The sequence below is a fragment of the Streptomyces sp. NPDC059455 genome (genome assembly GCF_042750115.1).
In the GTDB taxonomy this organism is placed as follows: Bacteria; Actinomycetota; Actinomycetes; order Streptomycetales; family Streptomycetaceae; genus Streptomyces; species Streptomyces endocoffeicus.
On record NZ_JBHYVB010000021.1, the window covers coordinates 1 to 16,717 of the forward strand.

Genomic DNA, 16,717 nt, shown 5'->3' on the forward strand with positions numbered 1-16,717 from the left:
GGCGGTCGGGGGCGTGGGGGCCCCCGCGCTGGCGCACCCCCCGCACGGTTCGGGGCTCGTCGCCCCCGACGCCCACGAGGAGTCGGCGCTCGCCCTGCCGACCGCGCTCGCCCTGGACGAGCCACAACTCGCCGTCCGCCAGGGTGACATCGCGGTGGCCAGGCTCGCCACCACCCCCGTCCCCGACACCGCCCCGCCCGCCTGGGACCCCGAGGGCACGGTGCTGGTCACCGGGGCCACCGGAACCATCGGCGGGGTCATCGCCCGCCATCTGGTGGCCGAGGGCGGAGTGCGGCATCTGCTGCTCACCAGCCGCCGTGGCCCGGACGCCGAGGGCGCGGCCGAACTCCGCACGGAGCTGGGCGAGTTGGGCGCCAAGGTCACCCTCGCCGCCTGCGATGTGGCCGACCGGGAGGCGCTGGCCGCGCTGCTGGCCACCGTCCCCGCCGCACATCCGCTGACGGCCGTCGTGCACACGGCGGGCGTCCTGGACGACGGTGTGGTCTCCTCGCTCACCCCCGAGCGGCTGGACACCGTGCTGCGGCCCAAGGTCGACGCCGCGCTCACCCTGCACGAGCTGACCCGCGACCTGGACCTGTCCGCGCTCGTCCTGTTCTCCTCCATCGCCGGCACCTTCGGCGGAATGGGCCAGAGCAACTACGCGGCGGCCAACGCCTTCCTCGACGCCTTCGCCCAGCACTGCCGCGCCCAGGGCCGGCCCGTCCAGTCACACGCGTGGGGGCTGTGGGCCCAGCGCAGCGAGATGACCGGCAAGCTGGCGGGCACCGATCTGAACCGGCTGGCGCGCGGTGGCATCGTCCCGTTCTCCTCGGAGGACGGCGCCGGGCTCTTCGACGCCGCACGCGCCGTGGACACCGCCGTCGTGCTGCCGATGCGGCTCGACGCCGCGGGGCTCGGGGCGCGGCCCGGTGACGTACCGGCGCTGCTGCGCGGGCTGGTGAGGGCCGCGCCCGCCACCAGGCCCACCCGGCGGACGGCCGCCGGAGCCGGGGCGGCGCCCGCGCGGCCCGAGGGGCTCAAACAGCATCTGACGAGCCTGCCGGAGGCCGAGCGCGGCCGGTTCCTGCTGGACCTGGTCCGCACCACCGTGGCCGGGGTGCTGGGCTTCGAGTCGGTGGCGGCCGTCGAGGCGGAGCGCGGTCTGCTGGACCTCGGCTTCGACTCGCTCACCGCGGTCGAACTCCGCAACCAGCTCGGCAAGGCCACCGGCCGGCGCCTGCCGGTGACCCTGCTCTTCGACTACCCCACCTCCACGGCGATCGCCGCGTACCTGGAAGCGGAAATCGCCCCGGAGGCCTTCACCGCCGCGTCGATGACCTTCCCGGAACTCGACGCCCTGGAAAGCAACCTGGCCAAGGTCGCCGCCGACGACGAGGCGCGCACCACGCTCGCCTCGCGCCTGCAGGACCTGCTGGTGCGGCTCGGCCAGGGCCCGGAGGACGCGGAGGACGTGGTCGCCGGCCGCATCGACGCCGCCTCGGACGACGAGATCTTCGACTTCATCGAGAACGAACTCGGCCTGTAGTGCACGGAGTTGGAATTCACAGAGATGGGCGGTAAACGGTGAGCGAGGCAAAGCTCCGCGACTACCTCAAGCGAGTGACCACGGATCTGCACCGCACTCGCCAGCGCCTCCAGGAGGCCGAGGCAAAGGACCACGAGCCCATCGCCATTGTCGGGATGGCCTGCCGTTATCCCGGTGGCGTGGCCTCGCCGGAGGACCTGTGGGAGCTGGTGGCGAACGGCCGTGACGCGGTCACCGAGTTCCCCGCCGACCGGGGCTGGGACCTGGAGGCCCTCTACGACCCGGACCCGGACCGGCCGGGGACGAGCTACGCCAGGGAAGGCGGCTTCGTCTCCGACGCCGACCACTTCGACCCCGCGTTCTTCGGCATCTCCCCGCGCGAGGCCCTCGCCATGGACCCGCAGCAGCGGCTGCTGCTGGAGACCGCGTGGGAGGCCATGGAGCGCGCCGGGGTCGACCCGGCCACGCTGCGCGGCAGCCGCACCGGCGTCTTCGCGGGCGTGATGTACCAGGACTACGCGACCCGGCTGCGCCAGGTGCCCGACGATGTCGAGGGGTACGTGGGCAGCGGTGGCTCCGGCAGCATCGCCTCCGGCCGTATCGCCTACACCTTCGGTCTCGAAGGGCCCGCGGTCACCGTGGACACCGCCTGCTCGTCCTCGCTGGTGGCCCTGCACCTCGCCGCGCAGGCGCTGCGCCGGGGGGAGTGCTCCCTGGCCCTGGTCGGCGGGTCGATGGTGATGTCCACGCCGGTGGCCTTCGTGGACTTCAGCCGCCAGCGCGGGCTCGCGTCCGACGGCCGCTGCAAGGCGTTCGCCGCGTCCGCCGACGGCACCGGCTGGGGAGAGGGCGTGGGCATGCTGCTCGTGGAGCGGCTGTCGGACGCGCGGCGCAACGGCCACCAGGTGCTCGCGGTCGTCACGGGCTCCGCCACCAACCAGGACGGCGCCAGCAGCGGGCTCACGGCCCCCAACGGCCCCTCCCAGCAGCGCGTCATCCGGCAGGCGCTGGCCGACGCCGGGCTGACCGCGGCCGATGTGGACGCGGTTGAGGCACACGGCACCGGCACCCCGCTCGGCGACCCCATCGAGGCGGGTGCGCTGCTCGCCACCTACGGCCAGGACCGCCCCGAGGACCGGCCGCTGTGGCTCGGCTCGCTGAAGTCCAACATCGGCCACACCCAGGCCGCCGCGGGCGTCGGCGGGGTCATCAAGACGGTGCTGGCGCTGCGGCACGGCGTGCTGCCCAAGACCCTGCACGCGGAGGAGCCGACGCCCAACGTGGACTGGGAGTCGGGCGCGGTACGGCTGCTGGCCGAGGCCCGGCCATGGCCCGAGCCGGAGGCCGAACGGCCGCGCCGTGCCGCGGTGTCCGCCTTCGGCTTCAGCGGCACCAACGCCCATGTGATCCTGGAGCAGGCCCCCGCCGAGGAAACCGCGGACGAGACACCCGCCGACGAGACACCCGCCGACGAAGCACCCGCGGACGAGACACCCGCGGACACAGTGCCCGCCGCCGTGCCGGCCACCGTGTCCGACCTGGTGCCGTGGCCGCTGTCGGGGCGGACCGAGGAGGCCCTGCGGGCCCAGGCCGCGCGGCTGCGGTCCTACGTGGCGGGCGCGCCCGAGCCGTCCCCCGTGGACATCGGCTACTCGCTGGCGCTCACCCGCTCCGCCTTCGCCCACCGCGCGGTGGTCGTGGGATCGAACCGTGCCGAACTGCTCGGCGAACTGGACCAGTTGGCCTCCGGCGTCACTCCCGGCGCGGTGGCCGGTGCGGGCCGGACGGCGTTCCTGTTCACCGGTCAGGGCGCACAGCGGCTCGGCATGGGACGCGCCCTGCACACCGCCTTCCCCGTCTTCGCCGCCGCGTTCGACACCGTCTGCGCCGAGCTCGACCGCCACCTGGACGGCCATGTCGGGCACGCGGTGCGGGACGTGGTCTTCGGCGAGGACGCCGAGCTGCTCGACCGGACCCTCTACACCCAGACCGGTCTCTTCGCCGTCGAGGTGGCGCTGTACCGGCTGCTGGAGTCCTGGGGCGTGACCGCGGACTTCCTGGTCGGCCACTCGGTCGGCGAGCTGGCGGCGGCCCATGTGGCGGGCGTGTTCTCGCTGGAGGACGCGTGTGCGCTGGTGGCGGCCCGGGGCCGGCTGATGGACGCGCTGCCCGCCGGAGGCGCGATGGTCTCGCTGCAGACCGCCGAGGCCGAGGTGCTGCCCCATCTGGAGGGCGAGGAGGATCAGGTGTCCTTGGGCGCGGTCAACGGCCCGGCCGCCACGGTGATCTCCGGTGAGGAGAAGGCCGTCCTGCGGATCGCGGACGCGGTCGGCGTCAAGAGCAAGCGGCTGCGGATCGGCGTCGCCTCCCACTCGCCGCTGATGGACCCCGTGCTGGAGGAGTTCGCCAAGGTCGCCGGTGAACTGACCTACACCACCCCCCGGATCGCGGTGGTGTCCAATGTGACCGGCGAGGCGGTGGCCGAGGAGCTGTGCTCGCCCGAGTACTGGGTGCGCCATGTGCGGCAGCCGGTGCGGTTCCAGGACGGGGTGCGGTTCCTCGAGGACCAGGGCGTGACCCGCTATGTGGAGGTCGGCCCGTCCGGTGTGCTGTCCGTGATGGGGCAGGAGTGCGTCGCCGACCCCGACGCCGCCGCGTTCGTCACCCTGCTGCACAAGGACCGCGACGAGGCCGAGTCGCTGCTGGCCGGGGTGGGCCGGGTGCACGCCCACGGTGGCACGGTGGACTGGGAGCAGGTGTTCGCGGGCCGTGGCGCCCACCGGGTCGAGCTGCCCACGTACGCCTTCCAGCGGCAGCGCTACTGGCTGGACGGCTCGGACCGGGCGGGCGATGTGACCTCGGCGGGGCTGGGCTCGGCCGGGCATCCGCTGCTGGGCGCCGCCGTCGAACTCGCCGACACCGACGGCCTGGTGCTCACCGGGCGGCTGTCCCTGGCCGCCCAGCCCTGGCTGGCCGACCACGCCGTCTCCGGCACGGTCCTCTTCCCCGGCACCGCGTTCCTCGAGCTCGGGATCCAGGCCGGTGACCAGGTCGGCTGCGACCAGGTCGAGGAGCTGACCCTCCAGGCGCCGCTGATCCTCCCCGCGCGTGGCGCGCTCACCCTCCGGGTGACGGTCGGCGAATCCGACGAGAGCGGACGCCGCCCGCTGAACGTCCACTCCCGCCCCGAGGGCGCCGGGTTCGGGGAGCCGTGGACCCCGCACGCCACCGGCACGCTCGCCACCGCCACCCCGGGTGCCCCCGCCGAGCTGACCGCATGGCCTCCGGCGGACGCCACCGAACTCGACGTCAGCGACATGTACGAGCGGTACGCGGCGGGCGGCTTCGGCTACGGTCCGGCCTTCCGGGGCCTGCGCGCCGCCTGGCTGCGCGGCGACGAGGTGTTCGCCGAGGTGCGGCTGGCCCAGGAGCAGCGGGCGGCCGCCGCCGGGTACGGGATCCACCCGGCCCTGCTCGACGCCTCCCTGCACGGCATCGCGCTCGGCACCCTCTTCGCCGGGGAGGACCCCGAGACGGCGCAGGGGCGGCTGCCGTTCTCCTGGACCGGGGTGTCGCTGCACGCCGCCGGGGCCGACGAGGTGCGGGTGCGGATCTCCCCGGCCGGGGAGGACACCGTGGCGCTCGCGGTGGCCGACCCCACCGGCCGCCCGGTGGCCACCGTCGAGGGCCTGCTGCTGCGGAAGATGACCGGCGATCAGCTCAGCGGCGCCCGCGCCGCGAGCAGCGAGTCGCTGTTCCAGCTCGACTGGCCCGCGCTCGCGGGCTCCGACCGGCCCACCCCGCTGACCCGGGCCGCGCTGGTCGGCGACGACGGTCTTGAGGTCACCGAGAGCCTCTTCGCGGCCGGGGTCCACCTGGAGTCCTATGTGGACCTGGAGTCACTGGGCGCGGCCGTCGGCGCCGGTACGGCCGCCCCCGCGGCGGTCCTGGTCTCCTGCGCCGCCGGGCCCGGCGCACCGGCCGACGCGGTACGGGACTCCCTGCGCACCGCCCTGGAGCTGGCCCAGAACTGGTCGGCCGATGAGCGGTTCGCCGACTCCCGGCTGGTGTTCGTCACCCGTGGCGCGGTGGCCACCGCGCCCGGCGCGGAGGTCACCGATCTGCCGGGCGCCGCCGTCTGGGGCCTGGTGCGCTCGGCGCAGTCGGAGAACCCCGACCGGTTCACCCTCGTCGACCTCGATGAGCACGAGGAGTCCGCACGGGCCCTCCCGGCGGTCCTCCCCTCCGGGGAGCCGCAGCTCGCGCTGCGCGCCGGACAGCCGCACACCCCGCGGCTCGCCCGCGCCCAGGGCGCCACCGGCGCCACCCGTGCGCTGGACCCCGAGGGCACCGTGCTGATCACCGGCGCCACCGGTACGCTCGGCGGGCTGCTCGCCCACCACTTGGTGACCCACCACGGCGTCCGCCATCTGCTGCTGACCAGCCGCCGGGGACCGGCCGCCGAGGGGGCCGGGCGGCTGCGCGAGGAGCTGACCGCGCTCGGCGCGACCGTGACCGTGGCGGCGTGCGACACCGCCGACCGGGACGCCGTGGCCGCCCTGGTGGCCCAGGTGCCCGCCGACCATCCGCTCACCGGGGTGTTCCACACCGCCGGGGTGCTGGACGACGGGGTGATCTCCTCGCTCACCCCCGAGCGGCTGGACACGGTGCTGCGGCCCAAGGTCGACGCCGCACTCCACCTCCACGAGGCCACCCGGGAGCTGGACCTGGCCGCGTTCGTGCTCTTCTCCTCGGCAGCCGGTGTGCTCGGTGGCGCGGGCCAGGGCAACTACGCGGCCGCCAACGGCTTCCTCGACGCCTTCGCCCAGGCCCGCCGGGCCCAGGGGCTGCCCGCCCACTCCCTCGCCTGGGGGCTGTGGGCGCGGACCAGCACGATGACCGGGACGGCGGACACGGCCGGGGCCGCCCGCTCGGGCGTGGCCGCGCTCTCCTCCGAACAGGGCATGGAACTGCTCGACACCGCCCTCGCCCTGGACACCCCGCTGCTGATCCCGATGCGGATCGACCTCGCGGCGCTGCGCGCGGGCGCCGGATCCGGCTCGGTGCCGCTGCTGCTGCGCGGACTGGTGCGGACACCGGCGCGCCGGGCGGGCGCGACCACCCGCGGTGGCTCGCCGGGCGGCGGCTCCGCGCTGCGGGAACGGCTCGCCGCGCTGCCCGAGGACGAACAGGACGCCGTGCTGGTGGAGTTGGTGTGCGCCCAGGTGGCCACCGTGCTCGGCCACCCGGACCCGTCCGCCGTCGGCCCGGCCCATGAGTTCGTGGACTCAGGCTTCGACTCGCTCACCGCGGTGGAGCTGCGCAACCGGCTGAACGCGGCCACCGGGCTGAGGCTGCCCGCCACGCTCGTCTTCGACCACGAGACGCCCGCCGATCTGGCCGCCCGGCTCCGCTCCGAACTGGCCGCGGCCCGGCAGTCGGGCCCGGCCGAGCGGACGCCCGCGGGCGTGGCGCCCGCCGCGGCGGAGGAGTCCACCACGCTGAGCACGCTGTACACCGAGGCGTTCGAGACCGGGAAGTGGAAGGAAATCTTCGACCTGCTGCACGCCACGGCGGCGCTGCGGCCCCGGTTCAGCGCCACCTCCGACCTGGAGAAGCTGCCGACGCCGGTCCGGCTCAGCAAGGGCCCGGCCGAGCAGCACATGTTCTGCTTCTCCTCGTGCCTGGCGGTCGCGGGCATCCACCAGTACGCGCGGTTCGCGGCCTCGCTGCGGGGCCGGCGCGATGTGTCGGCGCTCGCGTTGCCGGGCTTCGGCCGCGGTGAACCCCTCCCGGAGACGGCGGACGCGGTGGTGGCCGCCCAGGCCGAGGCGGTGGCGAAGGCCGCCGACGGGCAGCCCATCGTGCTCCTGGGCTCCTCGGCGGGCGGCTGGTTCGCCCACGCGGCGGCGGGACACCTGGAGCGGATGGGCGTCCGGCCGACCGCGGTGGTCCTGGTGGACACCTACGTGCCCAAGAGCAGCATCCTCAATCAGTTCGGGCTCTCGCTCATGGACGGGATGACCGAGCGCGAGGGCGTGTTCGTCACCATGGACGACGCCCGGCTGTCGGCCATGGGCTGGTATCTCAACCTCTTCGGCAGCTGGGACCCCGAGCCGATCGAGACCCCAACCCTCCTGGTGCGCGCGCTGGAGCCGCTGTCCACCGGATCGCTGAAGCTGGAGGAACTGCCCGACTGGCGGTCCTTCTGGGAGCTGCCGCACGACATCGTCGATGTGCGCGGCAACCACTTCACCATGATGGAGGACCACTCCCTCCCCACCGCCCAGGCCATCGAGGACTGGCTGGAGCGCCTGGAGCGCGACGGCGCCTGACCCCGCCCGGACATCCCGCCCGGACACCCCGCTTAAGACGCCCGACCCGCATCAGATAAGGAACGACGACCATGGCGTTGCCCGTCACCGATGAGAGCCTGTGGTTCCGCAGGTTCCATCCGCGCCCGGAGGCCGAGGTCAGCCTGGTCTGCCTGCCGCACGCGGGAGGAGCCGCCAGCTTCTACTTCCCGATCTCCGAGCTGCTGCCGCCGACCGTGGAGGCGCTGGCCGTCCAGTACCCGGGGCGGCAGGACCGCCGCCATGACGCGCCCATCGAGGACATCCACGAGCTGGCGCGCGAAATCTACGAGGCGCTGAAGCCGCACACGGCACACCGGCCGATCGCGCTGTTCGGCCACAGCATGGGCGCGAGCGTCGGGTTCGAGCTGGCCAGAATGCTCGAAGGGGAGCTGGGGACCGTGCCCGTGGCGCTCTTCGCCTCGGGCCGGCCCGCGCCCTCCCACCACCGGAGCCTCGGCATCCACCGGCGCGACGACGCCGGGCTCATCGCCGAGCTCCAGCTGGTCAGCGGAACCGACTCCCGGATCCTCGGCGACACCGAACTGCTGCGGCTGGCCCTGCCCGCCATCCGCAGCGACTACAAGGCGGCCGAGACCTACGAATACCGGCCCGGCCCCCGGCTGGCCTGCGACATCGTGGGGCTCACCGGTGACAGTGACATCCGCGTCACCGCCCCGGAAGTGGCGGGCTGGCGGGAACACACCTCGGGCTCCTTCCGGCTGGAGGTCTTCTCCGGCGGCCACTTCTACCTGGGCGGGCAGAAGGCAGCGGTGGCCGGAGTCATCACGGACACCCTGCGGGCGGCCACCGCCCGCCCCCGACGACCCATCGACTGAGAGAGAACGACGATGCGTATCCTTTTCGCGACGGTGTCCGAGAAATCGCACCTGTTCACCATGGTGCCGCTCGCCTGGTCGCTGGCCGCGGCCGGCCACGAGGTGCATGTCGCCAGCAATCCCGCGCTGACCGAGTCCATCAAGAGCACCGGTCTGACGGCCGTCTCGGTCGGCAAGGACCACAATCTCCACGAGATGCTGACGCAGAACCGCGAATCGCTGGAGAACCCGCTCTCCGACTGGTCCACCCCCGAGCTCGATCAGCACTCCTGGGAACAGGTGCTGATGAAGTTCAAGATCAGCGTGATGTTCGCGTACCAGACCTACAACGACTGCATGGTGCACGAGCTGGTGGACTACGCCCGCCACTTCCAGCCCGACCTGGTCATCTGGGACCCGGTCACCTACGCGGGCCCGGTGGCCGCCCGCGTCGTGGGCGCCGCCCACGCCCGGCTGCTGTGGTGCGTCGACATCTACGCGAAGATGCGCGAGGTGTTCCTGGCCCGCCTCGCCGAACAGCCCGAGGAGCGCCGCGAGGACCCGATGGCCGACTGGCTCGGTGGCATCCTCGCCCGCTACGACCGCACCTTCGACGAGGAGGTCGTGGTCGGCCAGTGGACCATCGACCAGATCCCCACCAGCCTCCAGCTCCCGCTGTCGGTCCAGCGGGTCCCGGTCCGCTATCTGCCCTACAACGGCCCCTCCGACATCCCGGACTGGCTGCGCGAGGCCCCCGAGCGGCCGCGGGTCGTGCTGACCTCCGGGGTCTCCGCGCGGGCCGCCCTGGGCGGCACCTTCATGCCGGTGGCCGAGATGATCGACACCCTGGGGGGCATGGACATCGACGTGGTGGCCGCGCTGCCGCCCGAGGAGGTCGAGGCGCTGGAGAAGGTTCCCGCCAACACCCGCATCGTCGACTTCGTACCGCTGCACGCCCTGCTGCCCGGCGCCTCGGTCCTCATCCACCACGGCGGCTTCGGCTCCTGGGGCACCGCACTGGTCAACGGCGTACCGCAGTTCATCCCCACCATCCGCTACGCCGACTGGTGGAACAAGGGGGCCTGCCTGCACGAGGCCGGTGCCGGACTCGTCGTCCACGCATCGGAGTTGACCGCCGAGGTGCTGCGGGAGAGCGTCGAACGGCTGCTGAAGGACGCGTCGTACAAGGAGACCGCCGAGCGGCTGCGCGAGGAGAACCTGCGCACCCCCACCCCGCACGATGTGGTGCCGGTGCTGGAGAAGCTCACCGTGGAGCACGGCCGATGAAGGTGCGCGAACTGGCGGTGTCCGGCGCCTACGAGTTCGGCCCGGACGTCCACCGCGACGAGCGCGGCGCGTTCGTCGCCCACTACACCGAATCGGCCTTCTCCGCGGCCGTCGGCCATCCGCTGCGCCTGGGCCAGAACCACCACAGCGTCTCCCGGCGCGGCACCGTCCGCGGGGTGCACTACGCGGACGTCCCCCCGGGCCAGGCCAAGATGGTGACCTGCGTCAGCGGCGAACTCCTCGATGTGGTGGTGGACTTGAGGGTGGGCTCACCCACCTTCGGCCGCTGGGACAGTGTGCGGCTGGACCCCGTGTCGTACCGGGCGGTGTATCTGGCGGAGGGCCTCGGCCACGCGTTCATCGCGCTGCGGGACCACACCGTGGCGGCCTACCTCAACTCGGAGGAGTACAACCCGGGCGCCGAGCACGAGATCGACCCCTTCGACCCGGCGCTCGGCCTGCCCTGGCCCAAGAACCTGGAGTATCTGGTCTCCGAACGCGACCGGAACGCCCCCCGGCTGGCCGAGGCCGAACGGGCCGGTCTGCTGCCGTCCTACGAGGTCTGCCGGGCGCTGCACGCCCGGCGCGGCTGACCCGGCCCGGTGTACCCCCATCCACCGATCGGTTGATGCGGCCGATCGGCCGGTCGGTGGAGGGAGGATCAGCCCGGTGGGCAGCCGATGGGCCGATCCCCCGGGGATATCCGCCTCCTACGGTGGAAGAGTGAAGGAACAAAAGCGAGGAGGACCCGGGCCGATGCCGCTGATCGAGGTCAGTAACCTGCGCAAGGAGTACCGCAATCACGTGGCGGTACAGGACGTGTCCTTCTCCGTGGAGGAGGGCGAGATCTTCGGCATCCTCGGCCCCAACGGCGCGGGCAAGACCACCGCCGTGGAGTGCATCGAGGGCATGCGCAAGCGCGACGGCGGCGAGATCTCCGTGATGGGTCTCGACCCGCTGAAGGACAAGGACCTCGCCGAACTGCGCGAGTCCATCGGCATCCAGCTCCAGCAGAGCGAACTGCCCCCCAAGATGAAGGTGTGGGAGGCGCTCGAGCTCTACAGCACCTTCTACCGCGACCCCGTCGACTGGCGCGAGCTCATCAAGGACTGGGGCCTGTCCGGCAAGGCCGACGCGGCCTACGGATCGCTGTCCGGCGGCCAGCAGCAGCGGCTGTCCATCGCGCTCGCCCTCGTCGGCAAGCCCAGGATCGCCGTCTTCGACGAGCTGACCACCGCGCTCGACCCGCACGCCCGGCGCGAGACCTGGAAGCTGATCGAGAAGGTCCGGGAGCAGGATGTGACCGTGCTGCTGGTCACCCACTTCATGGAGGAGGCCGAGCGGCTCTGCGACCGGATCGCCATCATCGAATCCGGCCGGGTCGTCGCCCTGGACACCCCCTCCGGACTGGTGTCCCGGGTCGATGAGCAGCAGATCATCCGCTTCAAGCCGTCCGTCCCGATGGACGACGAACTGCTCACCTCGCTGCCCGAGGTGAGCAGTGTGACCCGGTCCAAGTCCCAGGTGACGGTGGTCGGCAAGGGCAATGTCGTCTACGCCGTGATCTCCGTCCTGGCCCGCAATCAGATCGTGGCGAACGAACTCCGCCTGGAGCAGGCGAGTCTCGATGACGCCTTCGTCGCCCTGACCGGCTCCAAGCCCGCCAACTAAAGCCGCCGAGGAGACTTCTGCCATGTCCGGGCGCACCAAGCTCACCTACGTCGAGAGCAAGCTGTTCCTGCGCGATCCCACCGCGGTGTTCTTCGTCATCGCACTGCCGATCATGCTGCTGGCCATCTTCCACTTCGTCACCACCAAGTCCGACGACGACGCCGCCACCAAGGCGTCCATGGCCGCGTTCGTCCCCGCGATGGCCATGTCGCTGTGTCTGACGATGCTGGCCCTCAACCTGCTGCCCACGACCCTCGCGACCTACCGCGAGAAGGGCATCCTGCGGCGCATGGCCGCGAGCCCCATCCACCCGGGGAACCTGCTGCTCGCCCAGCTCTTCATCAACCTGGTCACCGCGGCGGTCTCCGCGGTGCTGGTGCTCATCGTCGGCAAGACCGCCTTCGACACCAAACTGCCCGGCGACGTCCCCGCCTTCCTGGTGAGCTTCGTCCTGGGCACCTGGGCGCTGTTCTCCATCGGCCTGGTGATCGCGGCCGTGGCGCCGAGCAGCAAGTCGGCCACCGCGATGGGCCTGTCCCTGCTCTTCCCCAGCCTCTTCTTCGGCGGCGCGTTCCTCCCCAAGGAGGACCTGCCGGAGACGGTGTCCACCATCGGCGACTACACCCCGCTGGGTGCCGCGCTGCAGGCGCTGCGCGACTCCTGGGAGAACCAGTGGCCGCAGGCGCTGCACCTGACCGTCCTCGGAGTGATCGCGGTGGCCGCCACCGCGGCCGCGGCCAAGCTGTTCCGCTGGGAGTGAGGTGAGCGCGTCCAAGGACGACGGCGGACGGTGGGAGCGGCACTCCGACATCCTGTTCGGAGGGCTGCCCTACCTTCTGCTGTTTCTGTCCACGGCCCTGAGCCTGGTCCACGGTCCGCCACCGGCCCGGCGGCTGCTCACCACGCTGGGCCTCGCGGCCGTGGCCGCCGTCTGGATCCTGGGCACCTACACCCTGCCCACGGGCCGCCGCAGCAGACAGCCGTACGGCACGGTGCGCACGGCCGTCTACTTCGCCGGGCTGCTCGCCCTCTCCGCCGCGCTGATGGCGCGGGACCAGGTGTTCACGATCTTCGCCGCCACCGGGTTCCTCCAGGCGCTGGTGCTGCTGCCGACCGTCTGGGCGCTGGTGTCCGTGGCGGCCACCTCGTTCGTCGTCAACACCGTGCCGGACGGCTTCCCGCGGGCCACGACCGGCGCGGTGGTCGGCTATCTCGCCGCCATCGTCTTCCAGACCGTGGTGATCGGCTGGATCAACCTGCTGTCGAGCAGGCTCAACGAACAGCACCAGCGGCGCAAACGCACCGTGGCCGAACTCCGCTCCGCGCTCACCGAGAACGCCGGACTCCACGCCCAGCTGATCACCCAGGCGCGTGAGGCCGGGGTGCTCGACGAGCGCCAGCGGATGGCGGGGGAGATCCACGACACCCTCGCCCAGGGGCTGGCCGGCATCATCCGGCAGCTGGAGGCCGCCGAACACGCCGAGGGCGACCGCGAGGTGTGGCGCCGCCATCTCGTGGCGGCCAAGGACCTGGCCCGGGACAGCCTCGCCGAGGCGCGCCGCTCGGTCCAGGCGCTCCGCCCCGAGCAACTGGAGTCCCGGACCCTGCCGGACGCCCTGGAGTCGCTGGTCGAGGGGTGGTCACCGGAGCGGGAGCCGAAGGTGGCGTTCGCGACGACCGGGACCGCCATCCCGCTCCACGCCGAACTGGAGGCGACGCTCTACCGGGTGGCGCAGGAGGCCCTCGCCAACATCGCCAAGCACGCCCGGGCGTCGAAGGTGGGCATCACCCTGACGTACATGGAGGACGTGGTGGTCCTCGACGTTCTCGACGACGGCGTCGGATTCGACTCCACGGCCGCGGCGGCCGAGGCCGGCACCTCCGGCGGCCACGGCCTGGGGCTGGTGGCGATGCGGCGCCGGCTGGGCCGGGTCGCCGGTACGTTGGACATCGAAAGCGCCCGTGGCGAGGGCACCGCCATCAGCGCGGCCGTCCCCGTGATCCCCCAGGAAGCCGGTGCATGAGCGGAAACACCCATGGCGGCGACACCCCCGGCCCCAGCCCCATCCGTATCCTCATCGTGGACGATCATCCGGTGGTCCGTGACGGGCTGCGCGGGGTGCTGGAGCGGGACCCCGACTTCACGGTGATCGGCGAGGCCGGTGACGGTGCCGAGGCCGTCGAACTGTACGAGCGGCAGCCGGCCGATGTGGTCCTGATGGATCTGCGCATGCCCCGGATGGGCGGCGTGGAGGCCATCAAACGACTGCTGCGCGGCGATCCGGAGGCCCGGATCCTGGTGCTGACCACCTATGACACCGACAGCGACGTCATGGGCGCCCTGGCCGCCGGAGCGACCGGCTATCTCCTCAAGGACACCCCGCGCGAGGAGTTGACCCGCGCCGTGCGGTCCGCTTCCTCGGGCCAGTCCGTCCTTTCGCCCGCGGTCACCGGACGCGTTCTCGGCCAGGTTCGCAAACCGACCCAGGGGCCGCTGAGCGACCGTGAACTCCAAGTGCTCCGGCTTATCGCGGACGGGGCCACGAATCGACAGGCCGCGGCCGCATTGTTCATCAGCCAGGCGACCGTCAAGACGCATCTTCTGCATGTCTACGAGAAACTCGGGGTGAAGGATCGCGCGGCAGCGGTCAGCGAGGCCCATAAACGGCACCTATTCGAATGACACCGCAGGTCGAGGCCGTGATAGGGGTGCCCGATAGGGGTGGACGAGGGTAGGGGTTGTTCCGCTCGAAGCGGCGCCAATACGGTGGCGATATGGGCCACATCCGAGATCGGCAGGCCGTTGTCATCGGCGGCACCGGATTTATCGGGCGACATATCTGCGGAGCTCTCGCCAAGCGCGGATATGAAGTCCTGGCAATCGCGAGAAAACCCGCCGAACCCATTCCCGGAGTCGGCTTTCTGGCGCTTGACGCGGTATCCGCGCCGAGCGAGGACATCGTCCGGGCCGCACAGTCCGCCGATCTCGTCGTCAACGCCGCGGGCGACAGCTGGGAGGGCGACGAGGCGAGCATGACGGCCTCGCACATCCCGCTCGTGGACCGGCTGGTGGACGCCGTGGCGGCCCTCCCCAGGCGGCCGCGCCTGGTCCATCTGGGCTCGGTGCACGAGTACGGCCCCCTCCCCGATGGCACGGCCATCGCCGAGGACCACCCCACCGCCCCCCGCACCCCCTACGCCCGCACCAAGCTCATCGGCAGCCGGATCGTCCTCGGCGCGGCGGACGCGGGCCGTATCGACGGCTGCGTGCTGCGCGTCACCAACGTCTGCGGACCCGGCACCCCACGGGGCAGCTTCCTCGGCGGGCTCGCCCACCGGCTGCGCCACACCACCGAGGACACTCCGCTCGCCGTCACCCTCGTCGACGACCGGCGCGACTTCATCGACGTCCGCGATGTCGCCGAGGCCGTGGTGCTGGCCGCGAGCAGCCCGGTGACCGGCCGGGTGCTCAACATCGGGCAGGGCGACGCCTTCAGCATGCGCGAACTGGCCTGGCTGCTGATCTCCGCCTCCCAGGTCCCCGCCCACCTGGTGCGCGAGGAGAGCGGCGCCGTGTACAGCAAGGGCGGCAGCTGGACCCAGGCGGACATCCGCCTCGCCCGGCGGCTCATGGGCTGGTCCCCGAAGGTGGCCCTCAAAGAATCCTTCCACGACCTGTGGGCCGCCTCCGCCACCTCGAGCCGGCCGGCCGCCGCGGCGGCCCGTACCGAAGGACACTGATGCAGTACACCTATCTCGGCCGCACCGCCCTCCGGGTGAGCCGGCTCTGCCTGGGCACCTTGAACCTCGGGGTCAGGGCGAGCGACGAGGAGAGCCACGCGATCCTGGACACCGCCCTGGACCGCGGGGTCAACTTCGTCGACACCGCCAATCAGTACGGCTGGCAGAAGCACAAGGGCTACACCGAGGAGTTCCTCGGCGGCTGGTTCGCGCGAGGAGGCGGCCGGCGCGAGAAGGTCGTGCTGGGCACCAAGGTCTTCAACCCGATGACCGACTGGCCCAATGACTCGGGGCTGTCCGCCCGGCACATCATCGCCTCCTGTGAGGACTCGCTGCGCCGGCTGGGCACCGACTGGATCGACCTGTTCCAGATGCACCACATCGACCGCCACGCCCCGTGGGATGAGGTGTGGCAGGCGATGGAGACGCTGACCCGGCAGGGCAAGGTGCGCTACGTCGGTTCGTCCAACTTCGCCGGCTGGCACATCGCCGAGGCCCAGGAGGCCGCGGCCCGCCGCCACTTCCTCGGCATCGTCTCCGAGCAGAGCGTGTACAACCTCGTCACCCGCCCTATCGAACTGGAGCTGATCCCGGCCGCCCAGCGGTACGGGGTCGGGGTGCTCGCCTGGTCGCCGCTGCACGGCGGGCTGCTCAGCGGGGCGCTGCGCAAGCTGGCCGAGGGCACCGCGATGAAGACCGCCCAGGGCCGGGCCGCCCAGGCGCTGGAGGTCCACCGGGACGCCGTCGGCGCGTACGAGAAGCTGTGCGACGGCCTCGGCGCCGACCCGGCCGAGGTGGGGCTGGCCTGGGTGATGGGACGCCCCGGCATCACCGCGCCGGTCATCGGGCCGCGCAGCCTGGACCAGCTGGAAGGGGCCTTCAAGGCCATGGAGCTGACGCTGTCCGACGAGGTGCTGGCCGAACTGGACCGGCTGTTCCCGCCGATCGGCAACGGCGGCCCCGGACCGGAGGCGTGGGCGTGGTGAGCACGCTCCAGGAGCGGCTGATCCGCTCCGCCGCCACCGTCGACAGCTCGGTGACCCTGCTCGCCGACTTCCAGCGCTGGTTCCGCGAGCGGGTCGACGCCGACGAGTCCCGTATCGAGATCATCCCGTTCGAGGCGATGCGCGGCTGGGACTTCGCGCCGGACACCCACAACCTCGTCCATGAGACCGGCCGGTTCTTCTCCGTCGAGGGGCTCCGGGGGGGGTTGGCCCGGGCGCCGGGGGCGGGGTGGTACCACCCCCAACCCCACCCCCCCGGGATAGGCATCCGGGGGCGACGGGGGAAGGGCGTGGTCC

The 16,717-nt window shown here is 72.3% G+C and carries 12 protein-coding genes; all 12 read left to right on the plus strand.

Translation table 11 applies throughout. The features are described 5' to 3' along the window. Window positions 1-1,546, plus strand: a 1,546-nt coding sequence (locus ACFXB5_RS10120) for a beta-ketoacyl reductase (RefSeq protein ID WP_385204849.1), incomplete at its 5' end; no start/stop codon positions are given. Between the two features lie 38 nt (window positions 1,547-1,584). Then, window positions 1,585-7,881 (plus strand): type I polyketide synthase, encoded by a 6,297-nt coding sequence (locus ACFXB5_RS10125; RefSeq protein WP_385204852.1) that lies wholly within the window; start codon window positions 1,585-1,587, stop codon window positions 7,879-7,881. A 71-nt stretch (window positions 7,882-7,952) separates the two neighbouring features. Beyond that, window positions 7,953-8,738, plus strand: coding sequence for a thioesterase II family protein (locus ACFXB5_RS10130; RefSeq protein ID WP_385204855.1), 786 nt, complete (start codon window positions 7,953-7,955; stop codon window positions 8,736-8,738). Window positions 8,739-8,771: 33 nt separating this feature from the next. Then, the gene (locus ACFXB5_RS10135) at window positions 8,772-10,004 is read left to right on the plus strand and encodes an activator-dependent family glycosyltransferase (RefSeq protein WP_385204858.1); all 1,233 of its coding nucleotides are present in this window, start codon (window positions 8,772-8,774) and stop codon (window positions 10,002-10,004) included. Then, window positions 10,001-10,597: a dTDP-4-dehydrorhamnose 3,5-epimerase family protein gene (locus ACFXB5_RS10140; protein WP_385204861.1), complete on the plus strand. Its 597-nt coding sequence runs from the start codon at window positions 10,001-10,003 to the stop codon at window positions 10,595-10,597. The genes ACFXB5_RS10135 and ACFXB5_RS10140 overlap by 4 nt, the downstream gene beginning before the upstream one ends. A gap of 163 nt (window positions 10,598-10,760) precedes the next feature. Then, entirely contained in the window at window positions 10,761-11,675 is a 915-nt protein-coding gene (locus ACFXB5_RS10145) for an ABC transporter ATP-binding protein (protein WP_201848048.1), read from the plus strand. 22 nt (window positions 11,676-11,697) lie between these two features. Then, a complete protein-coding gene (locus ACFXB5_RS10150; RefSeq protein ID WP_385204863.1) occupies window positions 11,698-12,435 on the plus strand; it encodes an ABC transporter permease in 738 nt (245 codons plus the stop codon). A gap of 1 nt (window position 12,436) precedes the next feature. Further along, window positions 12,437-13,699, plus strand: coding sequence for a sensor histidine kinase (locus ACFXB5_RS10155; protein WP_385204866.1), 1,263 nt, complete (start codon window positions 12,437-12,439; stop codon window positions 13,697-13,699). After that, window positions 13,696-14,358, plus strand: a complete 663-nt coding sequence (locus ACFXB5_RS10160) for a response regulator (protein ID WP_385204868.1) — start codon at window positions 13,696-13,698, stop codon at window positions 14,356-14,358. Before ACFXB5_RS10155 ends, ACFXB5_RS10160 begins: the two co-directional genes overlap by 4 nt. A gap of 92 nt (window positions 14,359-14,450) precedes the next feature. Beyond that, window positions 14,451-15,416 carry an NAD-dependent epimerase/dehydratase family protein gene (locus ACFXB5_RS10165; protein ID WP_385204871.1) on the plus strand — a complete coding sequence of 322 codons (966 nt, stop codon included), beginning with the start codon at window positions 14,451-14,453 and terminating at the stop codon, window positions 15,414-15,416. After that, window positions 15,416-16,402: an aldo/keto reductase gene (locus ACFXB5_RS10170; RefSeq protein ID WP_385204874.1), complete on the plus strand. Its 987-nt coding sequence runs from the start codon at window positions 15,416-15,418 to the stop codon at window positions 16,400-16,402. Before ACFXB5_RS10165 ends, ACFXB5_RS10170 begins: the two co-directional genes overlap by 1 nt. Further along, a partial coding sequence (locus tag ACFXB5_RS10175) for an NDP-hexose 2,3-dehydratase family protein (protein ID WP_385204877.1) occupies window positions 16,399-16,717 on the plus strand: 319 nt, incomplete at its 3' end. The genes ACFXB5_RS10170 and ACFXB5_RS10175, both read left to right, overlap by 4 nt.